Consider the following 19,947-nt stretch of genomic DNA (forward strand, 5'->3'; position numbering starts at 1 on the left):
TCCCGTGGTGTAGTGGTTAACATGCCTGCCTGTCACGCAGGAGATCGCCGGTTCGACCCCGGTCGGGACCGCCATTTATGTTGGCTCGGTAGCTCAGTCGGTAGAGCAGAGGACTGAAAATCCTCGTGTCGGCGGTTCGATTCCGTCCCGAGCCACCATTTTTTTTATGCCGGCTTAGCTCAATTGGTAGAGCAACTGACTTGTAATCAGTAGGTTGGGGGTTCAAGTCCTCTAGCCGGCATCATTTAGGGGCATAGTTTAAAGGTAGAACTGAGGTCTCCAAAACCTCCAGTGTGGGTTCGATTCCTACTGCCCCTGTAAAGTATATGGGCCTATAGCTCAGCTGGTTAGAGCGCACGCCTGATAAGCGTGAGGTCGATGGTTCGAGTCCATTTAGGCCCACCATAATTATTCCGCAGTAGCTCAGTGGTAGAGCTATCGGCTGTTAACCGATCGGTCGTAGGTTCGAGTCCTACCTGCGGAGCCATGGCCCGTTGGTCAAGTGGTTAAGACACCGCCCTTTCACGGCGGTAACACGGGTTCGAATCCCGTACGGGTCATACAAAAAAGAGTCAGCATTATGCTGGCTCTTTTTTATTTTGTTGATCCTTTTTATCATTTTACTTTCCAGAAATAAATAAAGGAATTTTGGAAAAGCTATGGTATGTATAAAAAGGAGGAAATAAATAATGACACGAGTTAGAGACTTAATGAGTACCCATATTGTACATTGTACACCGCTAGACAATGTATATGAGGCAGCTGTAAAAATGAAGGAAGAATCGGTTGGGTTAATTCCTGTTGTTGAAAATGAGCAGGTTGTTGGGCTTGTTACTGATCGAGATTTAGTTGTTCGAGGGATTGCTGAAAAACATCCTGGATCTAATAAAATTACAAATGTAATGACAACAAATATTATCTCAGTTTCTCCAAATGATTCTATTGAAAAAGCTACAGAGCTAATGGCACAGTATCAAATTAGACGGTTACCAGTAGTTGATAGTGGTCAGCTTATTGGCATGTTAGCACTAGGAGATTTAGCTATAAGGGAATCGGCAGATGATCAAGCTGGATTTGCCTTGAGCGAAATCTCAGAGCGTACAGAGTAAATTGAAACTTTAATTAACCGAGATTTTAATGGTCACTCATAAAGAGCTAAATTATATATAAAGTTCAGATGCATTATTCTAGTATATATGGATAAAACTAATATGTTAGCGTGATGTATCTGAGACATTATATAATAAGGATATGGTTAATAATTTCCACAGTTTTTTAATATTTGTTATTCTTCATTTTTAATAAGAGAAAAGATGATATACTGATAGATATAAGTATTATGAGAGATTTCGAATATAACAATATTAATTTTTAGTGGTACGATAATAAATTAATATTTCCTACATAGATGAAAAGGGAAGGGGAATTATATGAAGGCTGTACAGGGCGATCCAAATTGGAATTTGGTTACAGATACATATATAGAACCAAATAATTTTGCTGAATTATTTTCTTTGCTTGTACCTTGTCACCCAAAAGGTGAGGGGAAAGAACGAACTATATTAGTATGGAAAGAGAAAGAATTTTATAAAGAAGAAAATTTAGCGGCATTTATCGTATATGGCATGAATAAAGTAAAGAATTTACCGCAGTTTCATAAAGATGAAATTCCAACTTTAGTGCGTATTCTTCGCTTATGCCAAGAGATTGGTTGGTATGAAGAGGCAAATGCTTTTATGATAGCACAAGGATTAGCTGAGTTTGTTCATACTTCATTGGAATATGAAACATGGGATCTTTTGACGCAATCAGTTGCTTTAAACTATTTAATTATTAAATATCGTATAGGTGAATTGACAGATAGGGATATTGAAATTTGGGATAGAGTTAAATTTAATGAGAAATGTATAACCGATTGTAAACATTTATTATCTCATAAAGAAGTATTGGAATTTACATTCTTTTATATGTGCAAGAAAGCGAAATCATTATCAAAAGAGCAATTAAATAGTGATATGATGAGTTTAGCAATGTATTGTAATACTTTCGTATATGATTTATATACACATGATTTATTACGGAAATATCGTAAGTGTACAGATTTCCTATCATATTATGGACCTAGTCAGGCAGTTTTAGCATGTCAAAGAGCTGTATTATCTCAAATTTCCGATCGCTTAGACCCATTAAAGACAACACATGTAGATGATTATTTATATGTAATGAAAGAAATGATGGAGCATATGACGATAGGAGTAATGGATCGATACGGTCATTTTATTGGAAAGCTACTATCTTATGTGCCATTTTTCGAGATGATACAAGTTCCACAGCATGCATATTATTGTGAAGAATTACTGTATATTTGTAAGGGCATTGAATATAAAGAAGAAACACTACGCAATTATATATTTATACAATTACATGATTGTTTACCATCATTCTTTAGGCTATTTCTTAAAAATAAGCGTTACGCAACGATTCATGATATTCTTTTCTATTGGTGCGATGACGAACAACGAATGAGCTTAGAGAAAAAATATAATCTGAGCTTTATTTATGAAAAATATGCTTGTGGATAAACAATATTTTCGATATGAAAAATTAATATAAATTAAAAAGGATCTCCAGTTTATGTGAGATCCTTTTTTGTTAGTAAAACAAGGAGAAAGTGATTAAAACAAGAAACAACATTCCATATAGGAGAAGTTGTGCAGTATAACTTCCTTGTATACCAAAAAAAGTATTGGCTTTCTTATACAAAAGCAATATGTATTTTATTGGAGTATCTTTGAAAGATTGGTACACAGTGTCTCCTCTTTCTAAGCTTCTTGTTCTTGTTTTTGTTTTTGGTTATAAGGGACATTAATATATCTAGCTACAAATAATAAAACAGCCATAAAGAATACTGGAAATACAGTAGATAAATAAAAGCCATTACTAATTATATTTGTTATGAGAGCACTCAAAAGAAATATAGCGTTATAAATATGGGCAATTTTTTGTTTTAGTTGCACTTGAAATGATTCCATCATAATTTCTAATGCAACAAAAGCAATAATAATAGATAAAAATACAATGTTTGTATTGTAAATGATTAAACAACAGATTAAACCTAAAAAGGCTGCGTATTCAATTATAAGAGGTATATTGCGCGGCATACAATTTACCTAACTAAATATGGCAGTGGATTTACTGCATTTGTTTTTTCAAAATTCCATTCTCCATTATGTAATTCAAAATGAAGATGTTGCCCGTATGAATGACCTGTGTTGCCCATATGACCTACTAATTGTCCAGCTTGTACTTGATCACCAGTTTGTACAGTGCGATCCTTCATATGAGCATAAACAGTTGTATATAATTTCCCATTGATTTGATGCGCAATGAACACAACATTGCCATAGCTAGCTGAATAATAAGATTTCACAACTTTACCTGCAGCAGCAGCTTGGATAGAGACGTTCCCTGGAGCAGCAATATCTATACCATAATGCATTTGTTCCCAGCGTATATCAAAGGTTGAGCTAATTCTTCCTTGAGCAGGGAATTTGAAAGCAGCTGGAATAGATGAAGGCTGATCTGTTTTAGTCTGTGGTTGATTTTGTACTACATAGTGTTTTGCTACATATCCGTATCCTGTGCCAAAACGAATTTTATACCAAGTTCCTACAGTTTCTACTACTTGTACTTGTGTACCGTTTTGTAATGAACCGAGTAGAGCGCTACTTGTACTAGTGTTGCTACGTACATTCAGATTAGGTGTTGCAACAGTATATTTTGTATTATTTTGAACGGTGATTCCTTTTACTAAGGGTTGTGAACCATTAGAGATGAATGCTTTTTGTACGTAACCCGTTTGGCCATTATGTGATATTTTATACCATTCGCCTTGATCTTCTTGAACGGTAATAAACTTGCCATTTGGTAATACATCTAAAATGGAAGATTCTAAATTAGGTTCAGAGCGAACGTTTAATGCATTAGCATTGACGATGTATTGATCATTAGATTGAAGTTTGTTTTTTAGTAAAATAGCACCTTTTTGTACATAACCTACTTTATTATGAACAGATACTTTATACCAACCATTAGTTGTTTCAAGGATGTTCACTTTTGTATTAAAGCGAATTGTATCAATTGATGTGCTCTTTACGTTATCTTCTGTATGTAATGCTACTTGATCGACTTTGACATACCCAGTTTTAACATTAGATAATTGTTCAGCGTTTGCTTTTTGTACATTTGTTTCACCCATAGAAGGAAGTAAAGAAGCAATCGCTACAGTAGTTGCTGTTAAAGCAGTAGCTTTCATATTCATGGAATAGAGACCTCCTCTAGTTGTATAGTTGTAATTTTATTATAGTATAAAGATATAATATAGTGGGTGTATTCACATAAATGTAATATGAAATCAATATAAAAATAAATTTTTTGAGGATAATGATTCCTTTTTAAACAATTAATTGGAGTTTTATTTTCTAAAATAGAATGTATGTATTGTATAACTTTAATTTTTTGTTGATAATTAAGAAAATTAAAATAGTTGATGATGTCTTATTAGGGTGTTATACTGACAGTGATAATTTTATAGTTTGCTAGGAGAGCTGGTGTTGCCAGCTGAGAGTAGGCCGTAAGCCTTTGATCCTTTTTATTACCTGATCTAGATTATGCTAGCGTAGGGAAGCAATTCGGACACTAACAATGAGTCCCCGTTTCTTTGCGTATAGAAACGGGGCTTTTTTATTTGAAAATTTCATATTGAAACCACTAGGGGTGCTTGATTTGCTGAGAGAGGAATAATCCTTAACCCTTATAACACCTGATCTAGGTAATACTAGCGAAGGGAAGTGGAACATCGAATAAATGTATAATTTTATTTGCTGTAACCACTTCTTATATATAGAAGTGGTTTTTTATTTAGATACATATATTGAAAGGGGATAGAGAAATGAAATTTTGCGATAGATTATTAGAAACTGTGCAACCGGTTTGGGAGATGAGTCATAATCATCCGTTTGTAGTGGGTATGGGAGATGGCACGTTAGAAAAAGATAAATTTCAGTATTATATTATTCAAGATTATTTATATCTGCTAGATTATGCAAAATTATATGCGATTGGTGTTGTAAAAGCAACGAATCCACAAGTAATGGGAAAGTTCGCTGAACAAATTGATGGAATATTAAATGGCGAAATGACAATCCATAAACAATATGCAAAAAGACTTGGAATTTCTATAGAGGAGATAGAGTCTGCAAAACCATCTGCTAAAAATTTAGCTTATACAAATTACATGATGTCTGTATCTCAAAATGGCACACTTGCAGAATTAATAGCAGCGCTTCTTCCATGTATGTGGAGCTACTGGGAAATTGGAAAGCGTTTAAATGATATTCCTGGAGCAAGAGATCATGAGTTTTTTGGTGAGTGGATTCAAGGATATAGTTCGGAAGAATACGGTAATCTTTGTATTTGGTTAATAGATTTATTAAATGAAATGGCAGTTGGAAAGTCTGAGAAAGAACTAGATAGATTAGAGGAGATTTTCTTATATTCCAGTCGATTTGAATATTTATTCTGGGATATGTCCTATCGTAAGGAGATGTGGGGATTTGAGGAGCAAGAACATACTACAGTTTCATAATGTTTCTTTTCATTACGATGAGAAACCAATCATCCATGAATTAAATGCTTCTATACATGAGAAAGAGTTTGTCAGTATTATCGGACCGAGTGGATGTGGGAAAAGTACTTTATTTCGCCTTATTACAGGCCTAGAGAAGGTAAGTACTGGAAAGATAGAACTGACAGAAACAAAGCACCATCCTGTAGGATATATGCCGCAAAAAGATATGCTTTTGCCGTGGAGAACAATTATTGAGAATGCTGCTCTGCCGCTAGAGTGCCAAGGTGTACAGAAGAAAGAAGCACAAGTAAAGGCAAAGGAACTGTTATATAAATTTGGTTTACAAGGATATGAGACAAAACATCCGAAAGATTTATCTGGTGGTATGAGGCAACGCGTATCTTTTATCCGAACTTTGTTAACGGGCGGGGAGATATTGTTATTAGATGAACCGTTTAGCGCGTTAGATGCTTTAACGAAGGCCTCTTTGCAAGAATGGCTGTTTGAACAATGGCAAGAGTGGGAAAAAACAATTTTATTCATTACTCATGATGTTGAAGAAGCGTTATTTCTTTCGAACCGAGTTTTAGTAGTGGAACAGCAGCCGATAACGACTTTGACTGAGCGGATTGTACCACTTGATCATAACAGAACACGAAAAGATTTATATAAACCGGAAGTATTAGCGCTGAAAGATGAGCTTCTTAGTATGTTACAAAGGCAGGTACTTGTGTGATGAACCGATTGAAAGAATTAGTTCCTGCTATTACACTTTCTAGTATTTTACTAGCTGTGTGGGAAATAGGAGCAAGAATTGTAGATGAGATGTACATTTTACCGTCACCGTCTGCGATTGTAATGAAGATATGGAAACTAAAAGACATATTATTTACGGTTCATTTACCTGCAACGTTATACGTCGTTTTAATAGGTGTTGTTATTTCTATCGTATTAGGTGTAGGGCTAGCGATGTTAATGAATGCGAGTACATGGATGGAAAGAGCATTTTATCCATTATTAGTTGCTTCACAAACGATTCCGATTACTGCGCTTGCTCCGCTATTTGTTTTATGGTTTGGATACACAATTTGGAGTAAGGTTGTTGTCACAGTTTTAATTACGTTTTTCCCGATTGCGGTCAACACGTATGATGGACTGCGTAGTACGAAAAAAGAATGGGAGGAGCTCTTAGTTACATATGGAGCAACGAAAAGAGATATTTTTCTTAAATTAAAGTTGCCGTCTGCTCTTCCTTATTTTTTCTCAGCTTTAAAAATTGCAGTTCCGCTTAGTGTTATCGGAGCAGCAATTGGAGAATGGCTCGGTGCACAAGCTGGACTTGGATATTTCAGTAAGAGAATGATGACGCAGTTAGATGGAGCTGGCGTATTTGCACCCATTGTATTGTTATCATTATTAGCTATTTTCTTCGTCGTACTTATTTCCATATTAGAAAAGAAATTCATTAGTTGGAGGAAGCATTCATGAAATTTTTAAAGCGCATCTTTGTATTTACATTATTAATTGCAATGATTGCAGGATGCTCGAGTAATTCAGCATCAGACAAAAGTAAAAAAGAGAAAGAAATAACAGTCATGTTAGATTGGTATCCAAATGCGGTACATAGCTTTATCTATGCAGCAATTGAAAAAGGATACTTTAAAGAAGAAGGTGTAAAGGTAAATATTAAATTCCCTTCTAATCCGACTGATCCATTAACATTGGCAGCAGCAGGGAAGGTGACAGTTGGCTTGTATTATCAGCCAGATGTTGTTATGGCAAGAGCAAATGAGCAAATTCCAGTGAAATCAATTGGGGCTGTCGTACGTTCACCATTAAATCATGTCGTATCGCTGAAATCAGCGGGTATTCAATCACCGAAAGATTTAGAAGGAAAAACAGTAGGATATTCTGGAACACCTTTAAGTGAGATGTATTTAAAAACGATGGTAAAAGAAGCTGGTGGTAATCCTGATACAGTGAAAGTAGTTGATGTTGGATTTGATTTAGTACCAGCCTTAATTACGAAAAAAGTGGATGCGATAACAGGGGCATACATTAATCATGAAGTACCGGTTATGCGTCATGAAGGCCATGAACCAGCTTACTTTAATACAGCTGATTACGGAGTACCGAACTATCATGAACTTGTGTTTGTAACAGGTGATAAAACGTTGAAAAAAGATAAAGAAGCGTTGCAAGCTTTCTTACGTGGTACGAAAAAAGGCTATGATTTCATGAAGAAAAACCCAGATGAAGCATTGAATATTTTATTAAATCATCAAGAAAAAGAAAACTTCCCACTTGTGCCAGAAGTTGAAAAGGAAAGTATGAAAATTTTATTAGAGAAGATGGAAATGAAAGATGAGCCATTTTTATCAGATTCAAAAGAATCTTGGGAGAAACAAAATAAATGGCTGAAAGACAAAGGAATGACGAAAGAAACCGTTCCAGCCGATGAACTATTCGAAAATATTTTAAAGTAGGCGAATGAATATGAAAAATGAGCTCCACGTAATCTCAAATGGCCATATGCCATTCGAAGAGTTAGTGAATGTAGCGATGCAAATTGAGAGTGAGATTGATTATTTGCATATTCGTGAGCGTGAGAAGAGTACGAAGGAGTTATATGAAGGTGTGGAAAGTCTTTTAATGGAAGGCTTTCCGGCTTCTAAAATTGTCATAAATGATCGAATTGATATTGCAATTTTATTAAATATTCCTCGTGTTCAACTAGGGTATCGAAGCACAGATGTAAAGTCAGTGAAAGAAAAGTTTTCGTATTTGCATGTCGGTTATTCTGTGCATTCGCTAGATGAAGCGATAGTAGCATTTAAAAATGGAGCGGATTCACTCGTTTATGGTCATGTATTTCCGACAGATTGTAAAAAAGGTGTGCCAGCGAGAGGGCTTGAAGAAATTTCTGACATTGCAAGATGTTTATCTATACCGATTACAGCAATTGGAGGAATTACTCCAGAAAACGCAGTGGATGTCCTTACTAACGGTGTAAGCGGTATAGCAGTTATGTCCGGAATTGTAAGTAGTAGTGACCCGTATAGCAAAGCGAAATCTTATAAGGAATCAATAAGAAAGTGGGCGGAAAAACATGTGTGAGAAGTATGATGTAGCGATTATTGGTGGTGGTGTAATTGGTAGTTCAGTTGCACATTTTCTAGCAGAAAGAGGACATAAAGTAGCGATTGTAGAGAAGCAAAGAATTGCATCGGAAGCTTCAAAAGCAGCTGCTGGTCTACTTGGTGTTCAGGCAGAATGGGATGCGTATGATCCGCTATTTGAACTTGCTAGAGAAAGCCGAGCTATATTTCCACAACTTGCAGCAGTTTTACGTGAAAAGACGGGTATTGATATTGGATATGAAGAAAAAGGAATTTATCGTATTGCTCAAAATGAAGATGAGAAGGAAAGAATTCTTCACATTATGGATTGGCAGCAAAAAACAGGTGAAGATTCCTATTTTCTAACGGGAGACCATGTGCGGGAAAAAGAGCCGTATCTATCCGAATCTATTATAGGAGCAGTATATTATCCGAAAGACGGTCATGTTATTGCACCAGAGCTTACGAAAGCATTCGCACATTCTGCGGCAATGTCAGGTGCTGATATATATGAACAGACAGAAGTGTTTGATATTCGTATTGAAAATAATAAAGTGACTGGAGTTATTACAAGTGAAGGTATTGTCACATGTGAGAAAGTCGTTATTGCAGGAGGTTCATGGAGCACGAAGTTACTCAGTTATTTTCACTACGATTGGGGGACATATCCAGTTAAAGGAGAAGTGGTTGCGGTAAGAAGTAGAAAACAACTTTTAAAAGCACCTATTTTTCAAGAAAGATTTTACATTACTCCAAAGCGCGGTGGACGTTACGTAATTGGGGCAACAATGAAGCACCATACGTTCAATAAAACTGTGCAGCCAGAAAGTATAACTTCTATATTAGAGCGTGCTTATACAATATTGCCAGCTTTAAAAGAAGCAGAATGGGAAAGCACGTGGGCAGGATTAAGACCACAATCGAACCATGAAGCTCCTTATATGGGAGAGCATGAAGAAATAAAAGGTTTATATGCTTGCACGGGCCATTATCGAAACGGTATTTTATTAAGTCCTATTTCTGGCCAATATATGGCGGATTTAATAGAAGGAAAGCAAGAGAATTATTTGCTAGATTCATTGCTTTCTAGAAGAGTTTAGAAAGGGGATGGAAGTTTGAATTTAAAAATTAATGGTAACCAAATTGAAGTGCCAGCGAGTGTAAAAACAGTAGCTGAGCTACTTACACATTTAGAACTAGATAACAGAATTGTTGTAGTAGAGCGTAATAAAGATATTTTACAAAAAGATGATCATACAGATACATCTGTTTTTGATGGAGATCAAATTGAGATTGTAACTTTCGTAGGAGGCGGTTGATTATGTTAAACATTGGACCATTTTCATTTCATTCTAGACTGTTATTAGGAACAGGTAAATTCCCTGATTTTGACGTACAGCAAAAGGCAATTGACGTTTCTGAAGCTGAAATTTTAACGTTTGCAGTACGTCGTATGGATATCTTTGATGCAAAGCAACCTAATTTATTAGAGAAACTTGATGTGAAAAAATATACGTTATTACCAAATACAGCAGGGGCAAAAAACGCTGAAGAGGCTGTTCGTATTGCAAAATTAGCAAAAGCTTCTGGGCTTTGTGACATGATAAAGGTAGAAGTTATTGGTGATGATAGAACGTTATTACCGGATCCGGTAGAAACGTTAAAGGCATCTGAAATGTTACTGGAAGAAGGATTTATCGTACTTCCGTACACATCTGATGATGTTGTATTAGCACGTAAATTACAAGAGCTTGGCGTGCATGCGATTATGCCAGGAGCATCTCCAATCGGATCAGGACTTGGTATTGTAAATCCATTAAATTTGGGCTTCATTATTGAACAAGCGACAGTACCAGTTATCGTTGATGCTGGTATTGGTAGCCCAGCTGATGCGGCATTTGCAATGGAATTAGGAGCAGATGGCGTGTTATTAAATACAGCTGTATCAGGAGCAAAAGATCCTATTAAAATGGCACAGGCAATGAAACTAAGTATTGAAGCAGGACGTTTAGGATTTGAAGCAGGTCGTATTGCACGTAAGCGCTGTGCAACTGCAAGTAGTCCTTTAGAAGGAATGAGCGTAGTTGAATAATCGATATTCTCGCCAAGAACTATTTTCTCCAATTGGAGCAGAAGGGCAGCAAAAGATAAGAGAAAAGCATGTACTTATTATCGGTGCAGGTGCATTAGGTAGTGCAAATGCAGAGATGTTTGTAAGAGCGGGTGTTGGCAAGATAACAATTGTTGACCGTGATTATGTAGATTGGAGTAATTTACAAAGACAACAATTGTATGCAGAGAGCGACGTAAAGAATAATCTCCCAAAAGCTATAGCGGCTAAAAAACGTTTAGAAGAGATTAATAGCGATGTAACAATAAAAGCTCTCGTTCAAGATGTAACAGCTGAAGAGCTAGAAGAACTTGTTACAAACGTTGATGTAATTATTGATGCGACTGATAATTTCGAAACACGCTTTATTGTGAATGATATAGCACAAAAATATTCTATTCCATGGATTTACGGTGCATGTGTAGGTAGTTACGGTCTTTCTTACACAATCCTTCCTAGTAAAACACCATGTTTATCATGTTTATTACAGTCGATTCCGCTTGGCGGGGCAACATGTGATACAGCGGGTATTATATCACCTGCTGTATCTCTTGTCGTTTCTCATCAAGTAACAGAAGCTCTTAAACTGTTAGTAGAAGATTACGAATCACTTCGAGATGGGCTTGTATCGTTTGATATGTGGAAGAATGAGTATTTATGTATGAATGTACAAAAGCTTCGCCAGCATAATTGTCCTTCATGTGGAGAGAATGCATTGTATCCATATTTAAATAAAGAGAACACATCAAAAACAGCGGTTTTATGCGGGCGAAATACAGTTCAAATTAGACCACCTCATAAAGAAGAAATGAATTTTGAACAATATAAAGAGTTGCTGGAAGGTCGCGTGAATGATTTAAATGTAAATCCATATTTACTATCATTTTCTGTTGAAGACAAGAGGTTAGTCGCCTTTAAAGATGGCCGTGTGCTCGTACATGGAACGAAAGATATAAGCGAAGCAAAAACGATTTATCATCGCTATTTTGGATAGAAAAGGATGAGTGGGATGAAAGTGAATAAAGCTTTAACAATTGCAGGGTCTGATAGCGGCGGCGGTGCTGGAATTCAGGCAGATTTAAAAACATTCCAAGAGCTTGGTGTATACGGAATGACGGCTATTACGGCAATTACTGCTCAAAACACGCTTGGCGTTCAAGGGGTATATCCTGTTCCGTTAGAAGGTATTACAGAACAGCTGAATTCAATTGGTACGGATTTAACACCAGATGCAGTGAAACTAGGAATGTTATTTAGTAGTGAAATAATTCAAATTGCTGCAGAACAAATTAAAAAATTTGGCTGGAATAATATTTTGCTAGATCCCGTTATGATCGCAAAAGGCGGTGCATCATTATTACAGCAAGAAGCAGTTCATGCATTAAAAGAATATTTATTACCAGTAGCAACCGTTATAACACCGAATGTTCCAGAAGCAGAAGTGTTAACTGGGATGGAGATTCATAATGTTGAAGATAGTAAGGAAGCTGCAAAAGTATTGCACAAATTAGGTGCTAAATATGTGCTTATGAAGGGCGGACATGCAGAATATCAAGGTAATGAAGTAATTGATTTCCTCTTTGATGGAGAAGAATTTATTGAGTTTAGAAGCGAGCGAATTCCTTCAAAGCAAACGCACGGAAGTGGGTGCACATTTGCTTCAGCGGTTACAGCAGGACTTGCGAAAGGATACTCAATTGAAGATGCTGTTCAAGAAGCAAAACGATTTATTAGTATAGCAATTGAAGAGCCATTGAATATTGGTAGTGGTCATGGACCAACGAATCATTTTGCGTATAAAGTGAATAGAACGCGTGTATAGATAAGTGAAAAGCCAGTTTTATAACTGGCTTTTTTTCTGTTTACTTTTTCAAAATACAGGAGTAATATATCAGCCAGAATATATTTTTTTGTAAACGCTGAGTCCAATTATATGGAGCGGAGGAACCAATTTGTGCAGTGTCACTAGGGGTGAATCTTTCAAATTTGAAAGTAGGGCTACTCTCAAAGCCCGAATCCGACAGCTAACTTCGTAAGCGTCTTGAGAGAGGACGGTGCCATGATGGATACATCACTTCATCGATCTGATTAGTATAGGGGAATATCAATCTATGTTTGATTTCTTTTATACTAAGGAGGATGAGGTACATGGAACTAACACTTATTTGTGTTGGAGAAGAAAGTAAGGTAAATAGTTTAAGAGATCTAGTTGCATTTCAACATGAGTTAGTTATTTTTACAGCAAATGAAGAGGTAGCGGCTGAAGTTAGGAATTGTGGGTTTGATTGGACTTATAGTTGTAGTAAGGAGCAGGATTTTACTAGTATTTGTGAGTGTATTAAGAAGGTCATTTTACTAGGGGATGAGCTTCCAATCGTTAGTTTCTTCACAGAACACATTCGTTTTTCTTTTCAAGCACCTATTACTGTTGTTACAAGGAATAAACGATATCCAGCGAGGCTCTATGAAACAATTGGAGCTAAGTTTGTCGTGTTTACAAATTGTGATAATATTTCTTTTTTATTTTTTGAATAGGGCGGGGGAAGAAATGATGAAGGTACTATTACTTGGAGATATAGCAAATCGTTGGGCAGTATCGGTAGAGCGAGTTCAAGAATTGGTCCAGATTGATCCCCTTTTTCCAGGGCCATATATTATATTACCATCAAAAGATGCTTTGTATTTAGAGATGGATATTACCGAGTATGAGCAGCTACATGCAGAATTGACACAAGTTTATATTCGTGGGAGAAATTTACGTGCATTTTTACGAGGAGAATAAAGGTTGAATAAAAAAGAGCGAATGCTGAGTGCAACAAGCTATGCACTTCATGTCATTCGCTCTTTTTATTTCATATTTAAAAGGTCATTTTTAAGAAAAGAGAAGAGAAATAAAGAAAATAGATGAAATGATAGTAATAAACTCCAATGTAAGCGTTTAAACGAATGTAAATATTATTATTTTCAGAAATTTATCCCTTTACAAGTGAAAAATAGAGGAGTATATTTACTCTCATAAATCATTCATAAAATTTCCAAAAAAACCTAAAATCGCTGAGTTCCAGAAATGGAGCGGGGGAACCAATTTTGTGCATCGTCACTTGGGGTGAATCTTTCAGTTTTGAAAGTAGGGCTACTCTTTAGGCCCGAATCCGACAGCTAACCTCGTAAGCGTTTAGAGAGGAGGTTTACTTTTTGTTGTTCATTTTTTGAACACTGAGTAGAGCTCAGTGTTCTTTTTAATATTTTAATGGTAAATTTTTACAAAAAGAAGAGAGGGATAGTTATGTTAGATGTTGTAATGGTCGGGATTTTTATTTTATTAGTTGCATCGATGGCAAGTCTTGCAAGTTGGTCAGATAAAGTTGTGAAAGAAGGAAAGCAATCATGATGATTGTCTTATCGGTTATTGTCGCAGCAATTACAGTGTATTTAGTGTATGCATTATTAAATCCAGAGAAGTTTTAATTAGGGGGAATCATTCATTATGATTTGGGTTGCAGTCATTATTACAATGCTCTTGTTTATTTTAGTAGCAAAGCCAACGGGGATTTATTTAGAAAAAGCTTTTCAAGGTAGCAAAACGTTAGATAAAGTATTCGGGCCTTTTGAAAAACTTATTTTTAAAATTACGGGTGTAAAAGCATACAATCAAACGTGGAAACAGTACGCATTATCATTAGTTTTATTAAATGGATTTATGATCGTTGTCGTATACTTCATTTTCAGATTACAAGGTGTGCTGCCACTAAATCCAGCGCATATTGAAGGGATGGAGCCTACGCTCGCTTTTAATACAGCAATTAGTTTTATGGCTGATACAAACTTACAGCATTATAGCGGTGAAAATGGTTTATCTTATTTATCACAATTAATCGGAATTACATTTTTAATGTTTGCGGCACCAGCAACGACATTAGCGCTCGTTATGGCTTTTATAAGAGGACTTGCTGGAAAAGAACTTGGTAACTTTTTCGTTGATTTTACGAGAGCGTTAACGAGAGTGTTTCTTCCTATCGCATTTATTGCGGCACTAGTTTTTGTCGCACTTGGTGTACCACAAACGTTAGATGGGGCGGTTACAGCACAAACGATTGAAGGTGCAAAGCAAAGTATTTTACGTGGACCTGTTGCATCATTCGTTTCCATTAAGGAACTTGGAAATAACGGCGGTGGATTTTTCGGAGCAAACTCTACGCATCCTTTCGAAAATCCAGGACAAATGAGTAATATTTTGCAAATGATGCTTATGATGTTATTACCAACAGCACTTCCATTTACGTACGGACGAATGGTCGGAAATAAAAAACAAGGCCGCATCCTTTTCGTGTCACTTTTTATGGTATTTTTACTAGGATTTATAACGATTACGACATCTGAACTAAACGGGAATCCGGCATTAAATGGAATGGGTATCGAACATGTACAAGGAAGTACAGAAGGGAAAGAAGTACGATTTGGAACAGTATTTTCTTCACTATACGCAACAGTAACGACAGCTGCTGAAACAGGCGCTGTTAATACGATGCATGATACGTTAACACCAATTGGTGGTCTAGTTCCCCTCGTAAATATGATGTTAAATACAGTGTATGGCGGAGTTGGAGCAGGCTTTGTAAACATTATTATGTATGCAATTATCGCGGTGTTTATATCTGGGTTAATGGTTGGACGGACACCAGAGTTTTTAGGTAAAAAGATTGAAGGTAAGGAAATGAAATTAATCGCAGTCACGATTTTATTTCATCCATTGCTCATTTTAGGATTTTCGGCATTAGCTCTTTCAACAAATTTAGGAACGGATGCTATTTCTCATTCCGGTTTCCACGGTTTAACACAAGTTGTATATGAATATACATCGTCAGCTGCGAATAATGGATCTGGATTTGAAGGATTAGGAGATAATACACCGTTTTGGAATATTACGACTGGTTTAGTTATGTTTTTAGGACGTTACTTCAGTTTAATTACGATGCTAGCTGTGGCAGCTTCGTTGAAAGAAAAAACGGTAGTGCCAGAAACAGTCGGAACGTTCCGCACAGATAATAGTTTATTTGGTGGTATCTTCATCGGAACAATTGTAATTGTCGGTGCATTAACATTCTTCCCGATGTTAGTACTCGGACCAATTGCAGAATTTCTTACATTGAAGTAATGGAGGGTAAATGATGAGACCGGTAGTAGTAAAAGAAAAACAAGTAAATGAGACACAAATACATGCTGTAGAAGATGAAGTTAGACAAGCGAAAACGATGGATCGTGATATCGTAACACATGCGATGAAACAATCCGTTGCGAAATTGAATCCGAAAGTCATGATAAAGAATCCGATTATGTTCGTTGTGGAAATTGGGTTTATCATTACGTTCATTTTATCTTTTCTTCCAAGCAGTTCTAGTAGTATACCAGGATGGTTTAATATAACAGTTTCTCTTATTCTATTATTTACAGTTTTATTTGCGAATTTTGCAGAAGCATTAGCAGAAGGTCGCGGTAAAGCGCAAGCCGATTCTTTAAAACAGTCGAAGAAAGATGTGTTTGCAAATGTTGTAAAAGAAAATGGAGACATTGTCCAAGTTTCAGCAACTGATCTTAGAAAAGGTGATGTTGTTATCGTAAAACAAGGAGAAATGATTCCGAATGATGGTGAAGTAATCAAAGGATTAGCGTCTGTAGATGAATCTGCAATTACAGGAGAATCAGCTCCTGTAATAAAAGAAGCGGGTGGTGATTTTTGTTCCGTAACAGGTGGAACGATGGTGGTAAGTGATGAAATTACAATTGTTATTACGAGTAATCCTGGTGAATCATTTATCGACAAAATGATTTCTTTAGTAGAAGGAGCTGCTCGTCAAAAAACGCCGAATGAGATTGCTTTAAATACAGTATTAACGAGCTTAAATCTTATCTTCTTGATCGTCGTTGTGACGTTGCCGATTTTTACAAATTATTTAGGTTTTCAAATTGATACAGCTGTACTCGTAGCATTGTTAGTATGTTTAATTCCAACGACAATTGGTGGTTTGCTATCAGCGATTGGTATTGCTGGGATGGACCGGGTGACAAAATTTAACGTGCTAGCGATGTCAGGGAAAGCAGTAGAAGCTGCGGGCGATATTAATACAATTATTTTAGATAAAACAGGTACGATTACTTTTGGAAACCGGATGGCTCATACATTATTGCCTGTAGGAAATGAAACGATTGAGCAAGTTGGAAAGTGGGCTGCTATTAGTTCTGTTTTAGATGAAACGCCAGAAGGTCGATCTGTTATCGAGTATGTGCAGGGAAAATCTATATCATATAATAGAGAACTTGCAGAACAAGGGGAGTTTGTTCCGTTTAAAGCAGAAACGAGAATGAGTGGTGTTGATTTACAAGACGGAACGAAAGTGAGAAAAGGTGCTGTCGGTGCCGTTATTGAATGGGTTGGGTCACAAGGTGGAACAATTCCGAAAGATGTAAATCAAAAAGCAGACTTAATTTCAAAAGAGGGCGGAACACCACTTGTAGTTGCAGTAGATAATCGTATTTATGGTTTAATTTATTTAAAGGATACAGTAAAACCGGGTATGCGTGAGCGTTTTGAACAGTTGCGCCAAATGGGGATTAAAACGGTTATGTGTACAGGTGATAATCCGTTAACAGCAGCAACGATTGCAAAAGAAGCAGGAGTAGATGAATTCGTTGCCGAGTGTAAACCAGAAGATAAAATTGCGGTTATTAAAGCAGAGCAAGATAAAGGGAAACTTGTAGCGATGACAGGTGATGGTACAAATGATGCTCCGGCATTAGCACAGGCTGACGTTGGATTAGCGATGAATAGTGGTACGACAGCTGCGAAAGAAGCAGCGAATATGATTGATTTAGACTCGAATCCAACGAAAATTATTGAGGTTGTAGGAATTGGTAAGCAATTGTTAATGACACGTGGTGCGTTAACGACGTTTAGTATTGCAAATGATATAGCGAAATACTTTGCGATTATTCCAGCGATGTTTACACTTGCAATTCCGCAAATGGAAGCATTGAACATTATGAAATTAACATCACCACTGTCAGCGATTTTATCAGCATTAATATTTAACGCTGTTATTATTCCATTACTCATTCCGTTAGCGATGAAAGGTATCGCATATAAACCGATGAGTTCTAATGCATTGCTTAGCCGAAACTTACTTATTTATGGGCTTGGTGGAGTTATCGTTCCGTTCATTGGAATTAAAGTAATTGATATAATTGTCGGCTTGTTCATATAAGGAAGAGGGGAAAAAGATGGAGAAGAAACAAAGTATACTATCACCAATTATCCGTATTACTTTTACATTTCTAGTGTTGTGCGGACTTGTATACCCGCTTATTGTTACTGGTATTGCACAAGCCGTGATGAAGGATAATGCGGATGGAAGTCTAATATATAATGATAAAAATGAAGTGATTGGTTCTAAATTAATCGGGCAAAACTTCACGGATCCACGTTATTTTCAAGGGCGTGTTTCTAGTATTGAATATAAGGCAGAAGCATCTGGTTCAAATAACTATGCACCATCTAATCCAGATTTAGAGAAACGAGTAGAGAAAAGTATTGAAGAGTGGAAGAAACAAAATCCGAGCGTTCCAGTTACAGAGGTACCGATTGATTTAGTGACAAATTCAGGTTCAGGGCTTGATCCTGACATTAGTCCGAAGGCAGCTTCTGTGCAGGTGGATCGCATATCGAAATTAACGAATATTCCGAAAGAAAAACTTAATCAATTGATTAAAGATCAAACAGAAGGTGCTGCGCTTGGTTTATTTGGAGAAGATCGAGTGAACGTCTTAAAGCTAAATTTGGCATTACAGGAATTAATGAAATAGTAACAACGCTACCTCAATCTAACGGATTGAGGTAGCGTTGTTTCGAATGAAAGGTAGTGTTTATTTTGTATGCAGATGATTATGAACCGAAGTTTCAAAGGCGAACGCCAGAGGAATATTTAGAATATATTCGTCAGCAAAATCGCGGAAAGTTAAAGCTATATGTAGGAGCAGCTCCAGGCGTAGGAAAAAGTTATAAAATGCTCTTTGATGCAAGGGAAATGAAAAAAGATGGAATTGATATTGTAATTGGTTTAATTGAAACGCATGGAAGAAAAGAGACGGAAGAAGCAATTGCTGATTTAGAAAAAGTTCCTTTGAAAGAAATACAGTATAAAGGAAAGGTATTTTATGAGCTTGATGTGGAAGGAATAAAAAAACGCGCGCCGCAAGTAGTCGTAGTGGATGAACTTGCACATAGTAATGTTCCTGGTTCTAAGCATAAAAAACGTTATATGGATGTGCAGGAATTGTTAGAGGCTGGTATATCGGTATTATCAGCTTTTAATATTCAACATTTAGAAAGTGTTCATGATATTGTAGCTCAAATTACGAATGTAAAAGTAAGAGAACGAATTCCAGATTTTATTTTACAAAAAGCAAATGAAATTCAGCTCGTTGATGCAACGCCCGAGGTATTAAGGAAGAGACTAATAGACGGAAAGATATATAAAGAAGAAAAAATTCAGCAAAGTTTACAAAATTTCTTTACGCTTAATAATTTAGGGGCACTTAGGGAATTATCACTTCGCGAGGTTGCCGATGATATGGACGAGAAAATTAGCCAAACAGTAATAGAACCAATTGGCGTAAAAGAAAAAATTCTTGTTTGTGTACAATACAGTTCAACAGCGGAGAAATTAATAAGACGGGGATGGCGCATGGCTGATCGGTTAAACGCTGAATTGTACGTATTAAACGTTGAGAGGGAAAATATAGATTCTATTTCAGCTGGAAAAAAGCAGACGATTGAAGAGTGGAAGTTGCTAACGAATCAATTTGATGCAAGTTTTGTATTAGAAGAAGCAAAGGGAAGAAAGCCAGCAGATGTTATTATTGAAGTGGCAAAAAGATTACAGGTGACGCAAATTTTACTTGGACAATCGGCTAGAAGAAGGTGGGAAGAAATACGAAAAGGCTCTATTGTAAATGAAATTATGAGACAAACAAAGTATATTGATATTCATATTGTTGCGGATCAAAGAGGATAAATAGAGCCGACCTTTTTGGGG

At 36.5% G+C, this 19,947-nt stretch carries 23 protein-coding genes, 6 tRNA genes and 4 riboswitches; of the genes, 27 read left to right on the plus strand and 2 right to left on the minus strand.

The features are described 5' to 3' along the window. The first annotated feature begins 82 nt into the window (after window positions 1-82). The 8 genes from ACQRBL_RS03720 (at window position 83) to ACQRBL_RS03755 (ending at window position 2,582) form a co-directional block, all read left to right on the plus strand. Window positions 83-158, plus strand: a tRNA-Phe gene (locus ACQRBL_RS03720). Between the two features lie 10 nt (window positions 159-168). Further along, window positions 169-241, plus strand: a tRNA-Thr gene (locus ACQRBL_RS03725). 6 nt (window positions 242-247) lie between these two features. After that, a tRNA-Trp gene (locus tag ACQRBL_RS03730) sits at window positions 248-318 on the plus strand. 10 nt (window positions 319-328) lie between these two features. Continuing rightward, window positions 329-405 (plus strand) — tRNA-Ile (locus ACQRBL_RS03735). A 7-nt stretch (window positions 406-412) separates the two neighbouring features. Continuing rightward, window positions 413-487: transfer RNA gene (locus ACQRBL_RS03740), tRNA-Asn, on the plus strand. Window position 488: 1 nt separating this feature from the next. Further along, window positions 489-560 (plus strand) — tRNA-Glu (locus tag ACQRBL_RS03745). A gap of 129 nt (window positions 561-689) precedes the next feature. Further along, window positions 690-1,109: a CBS domain-containing protein gene (locus tag ACQRBL_RS03750; protein ID WP_000199012.1), complete on the plus strand. Its 420-nt coding sequence runs from the start codon at window positions 690-692 to the stop codon at window positions 1,107-1,109. A gap of 321 nt (window positions 1,110-1,430) precedes the next feature. After that, window positions 1,431-2,582: a DUF3965 domain-containing protein gene (locus ACQRBL_RS03755; protein WP_411996088.1), complete on the plus strand. Its 1,152-nt coding sequence runs from the start codon at window positions 1,431-1,433 to the stop codon at window positions 2,580-2,582. Between the two features lie 240 nt (window positions 2,583-2,822). On the opposite strand, the gene ACQRBL_RS03760 is transcribed toward ACQRBL_RS03755, so the two are convergent. Both ACQRBL_RS03760 and ACQRBL_RS03765 read right to left on the minus strand, forming a co-directional pair. After that, window positions 2,823-3,161 carry a hypothetical protein gene (locus tag ACQRBL_RS03760; RefSeq protein WP_001137818.1) on the minus strand — a complete coding sequence of 113 codons (339 nt, stop codon included), beginning with the start codon at window positions 3,159-3,161 and terminating at the stop codon, window positions 2,823-2,825. A 5-nt stretch (window positions 3,162-3,166) separates the two neighbouring features. Then, window positions 3,167-4,321: an SH3 domain-containing protein gene (locus ACQRBL_RS03765; protein ID WP_065482251.1), complete on the minus strand. Its 1,155-nt coding sequence runs from the start codon at window positions 4,319-4,321 to the stop codon at window positions 3,167-3,169. A 269-nt stretch (window positions 4,322-4,590) separates the two neighbouring features. Then, window positions 4,591-4,702, plus strand: a riboswitch (TPP riboswitch). A 60-nt stretch (window positions 4,703-4,762) separates the two neighbouring features. After that, a riboswitch (TPP riboswitch) is annotated at window positions 4,763-4,866 on the plus strand. An 85-nt stretch (window positions 4,867-4,951) separates the two neighbouring features. On the opposite strand from ACQRBL_RS03765, the gene tenA reads away from it, so the two are divergent. The 19 genes from tenA (at window position 4,952) to kdpDN (ending at window position 19,926) form a co-directional block, all read left to right on the plus strand. Further along, on the plus strand, window positions 4,952-5,647 hold the full coding sequence (tenA, locus tag ACQRBL_RS03770; RefSeq protein ID WP_000666826.1) for a thiaminase II: 696 nt from the start codon (window positions 4,952-4,954) through the stop codon (window positions 5,645-5,647). Beyond that, window positions 5,616-6,365, plus strand: coding sequence for an ABC transporter ATP-binding protein (locus tag ACQRBL_RS03775; protein WP_001256790.1), 750 nt, complete (start codon window positions 5,616-5,618; stop codon window positions 6,363-6,365). Before tenA ends, ACQRBL_RS03775 begins: the two co-directional genes overlap by 32 nt. After that, window positions 6,365-7,117 carry an ABC transporter permease gene (locus ACQRBL_RS03780; protein WP_001080857.1) on the plus strand — a complete coding sequence of 251 codons (753 nt, stop codon included), beginning with the start codon at window positions 6,365-6,367 and terminating at the stop codon, window positions 7,115-7,117. Before ACQRBL_RS03775 ends, ACQRBL_RS03780 begins: the two co-directional genes overlap by 1 nt. Continuing rightward, window positions 7,114-8,115, plus strand: a complete 1,002-nt coding sequence (locus ACQRBL_RS03785; RefSeq protein WP_411996089.1) for an ABC transporter substrate-binding protein — start codon at window positions 7,114-7,116, stop codon at window positions 8,113-8,115. Before ACQRBL_RS03780 ends, ACQRBL_RS03785 begins: the two co-directional genes overlap by 4 nt. A 10-nt stretch (window positions 8,116-8,125) precedes the next feature. Continuing rightward, window positions 8,126-8,746 (plus strand): thiazole tautomerase TenI, encoded by a 621-nt coding sequence (gene tenI / locus ACQRBL_RS03790; protein WP_000787167.1) that lies wholly within the window; start codon window positions 8,126-8,128, stop codon window positions 8,744-8,746. Beyond that, a complete protein-coding gene (thiO, locus tag ACQRBL_RS03795) occupies window positions 8,739-9,848 on the plus strand; it encodes a glycine oxidase ThiO (RefSeq protein ID WP_000333302.1) in 1,110 nt (369 codons plus the stop codon). The genes tenI and thiO overlap by 8 nt, the downstream gene beginning before the upstream one ends. 15 nt (window positions 9,849-9,863) lie before the next feature. After that, the gene (gene thiS, locus ACQRBL_RS03800) at window positions 9,864-10,067 is read left to right on the plus strand and encodes a sulfur carrier protein ThiS (protein ID WP_001049502.1); all 204 of its coding nucleotides are present in this window, start codon (window positions 9,864-9,866) and stop codon (window positions 10,065-10,067) included. A 2-nt stretch (window positions 10,068-10,069) separates the two neighbouring features. Then, complete coding sequence (thiG, locus tag ACQRBL_RS03805) at window positions 10,070-10,840, plus strand: thiazole synthase (protein WP_000931980.1); 771 nt, start codon at window positions 10,070-10,072, stop codon at window positions 10,838-10,840. Further along, window positions 10,833-11,852, plus strand: a complete 1,020-nt coding sequence (gene thiF / locus ACQRBL_RS03810; protein WP_023521206.1) for a thiazole biosynthesis adenylyltransferase ThiF — start codon at window positions 10,833-10,835, stop codon at window positions 11,850-11,852. The genes thiG and thiF overlap by 8 nt, the downstream gene beginning before the upstream one ends. Before the next feature lie 15 nt (window positions 11,853-11,867). After that, window positions 11,868-12,680, plus strand: a complete 813-nt coding sequence (gene thiD, locus ACQRBL_RS03815) for a bifunctional hydroxymethylpyrimidine kinase/phosphomethylpyrimidine kinase (protein WP_411996090.1) — start codon at window positions 11,868-11,870, stop codon at window positions 12,678-12,680. 85 nt (window positions 12,681-12,765) lie between these two features. Continuing rightward, a riboswitch (cyclic di-AMP (ydaO/yuaA leader) is annotated at window positions 12,766-12,913 on the plus strand. Between the two features lie 93 nt (window positions 12,914-13,006). Continuing rightward, window positions 13,007-13,393 (plus strand): hypothetical protein, encoded by a 387-nt coding sequence (locus ACQRBL_RS03820; RefSeq protein WP_000424087.1) that lies wholly within the window; start codon window positions 13,007-13,009, stop codon window positions 13,391-13,393. 13 nt (window positions 13,394-13,406) lie between these two features. Continuing rightward, window positions 13,407-13,640: a hypothetical protein gene (locus tag ACQRBL_RS03825; protein WP_002025339.1), complete on the plus strand. Its 234-nt coding sequence runs from the start codon at window positions 13,407-13,409 to the stop codon at window positions 13,638-13,640. Window positions 13,641-13,643: 3 nt separating this feature from the next. Beyond that, on the plus strand, window positions 13,644-13,766 hold the full coding sequence (locus ACQRBL_RS03830; RefSeq protein ID WP_001034421.1) for a hypothetical protein: 123 nt from the start codon (window positions 13,644-13,646) through the stop codon (window positions 13,764-13,766). 134 nt (window positions 13,767-13,900) lie between these two features. Beyond that, window positions 13,901-14,046: riboswitch (cyclic di-AMP (ydaO/yuaA leader) on the plus strand. A 98-nt stretch (window positions 14,047-14,144) separates the two neighbouring features. Then, entirely contained in the window at window positions 14,145-14,249 is a 105-nt protein-coding gene (locus ACQRBL_RS03835; RefSeq protein WP_000887894.1) for a SipW-dependent-type signal peptide-containing protein, read from the plus strand. After that, window positions 14,249-14,326 carry a K(+)-transporting ATPase subunit F gene (gene kdpF, locus ACQRBL_RS03840; protein ID WP_223153441.1) on the plus strand — a complete coding sequence of 26 codons (78 nt, stop codon included), beginning with the start codon at window positions 14,249-14,251 and terminating at the stop codon, window positions 14,324-14,326. Before ACQRBL_RS03835 ends, kdpF begins: the two co-directional genes overlap by 1 nt. 19 nt (window positions 14,327-14,345) lie before the next feature. Further along, complete coding sequence (kdpA, locus tag ACQRBL_RS03845; protein WP_000638330.1) at window positions 14,346-16,013, plus strand: potassium-transporting ATPase subunit KdpA; 1,668 nt, start codon at window positions 14,346-14,348, stop codon at window positions 16,011-16,013. Window positions 16,014-16,026: 13 nt separating this feature from the next. Continuing rightward, a complete protein-coding gene (gene kdpB, locus ACQRBL_RS03850) occupies window positions 16,027-18,117 on the plus strand; it encodes a potassium-transporting ATPase subunit KdpB (protein WP_141538370.1) in 2,091 nt (696 codons plus the stop codon). 16 nt (window positions 18,118-18,133) lie between these two features. Next, window positions 18,134-18,715, plus strand: a complete 582-nt coding sequence (gene kdpC / locus ACQRBL_RS03855; protein WP_000412606.1) for a K(+)-transporting ATPase subunit C — start codon at window positions 18,134-18,136, stop codon at window positions 18,713-18,715. Between the two features lie 56 nt (window positions 18,716-18,771). Then, complete coding sequence (gene kdpDN, locus ACQRBL_RS03860; RefSeq protein ID WP_411996091.1) at window positions 18,772-19,926, plus strand: KdpD-like non-kinase potassium sensor; 1,155 nt, start codon at window positions 18,772-18,774, stop codon at window positions 19,924-19,926. Window positions 19,927-19,947 lie beyond the last annotated feature (21 nt).

Origin of the sequence: Bacillus sp. AF62, from assembly GCF_050312695.1 — a bacterium.
Taxonomy (GTDB): Bacteria; Bacillota; Bacilli; order Bacillales; family Bacillaceae_G; genus Bacillus_A; species Bacillus_A cereus.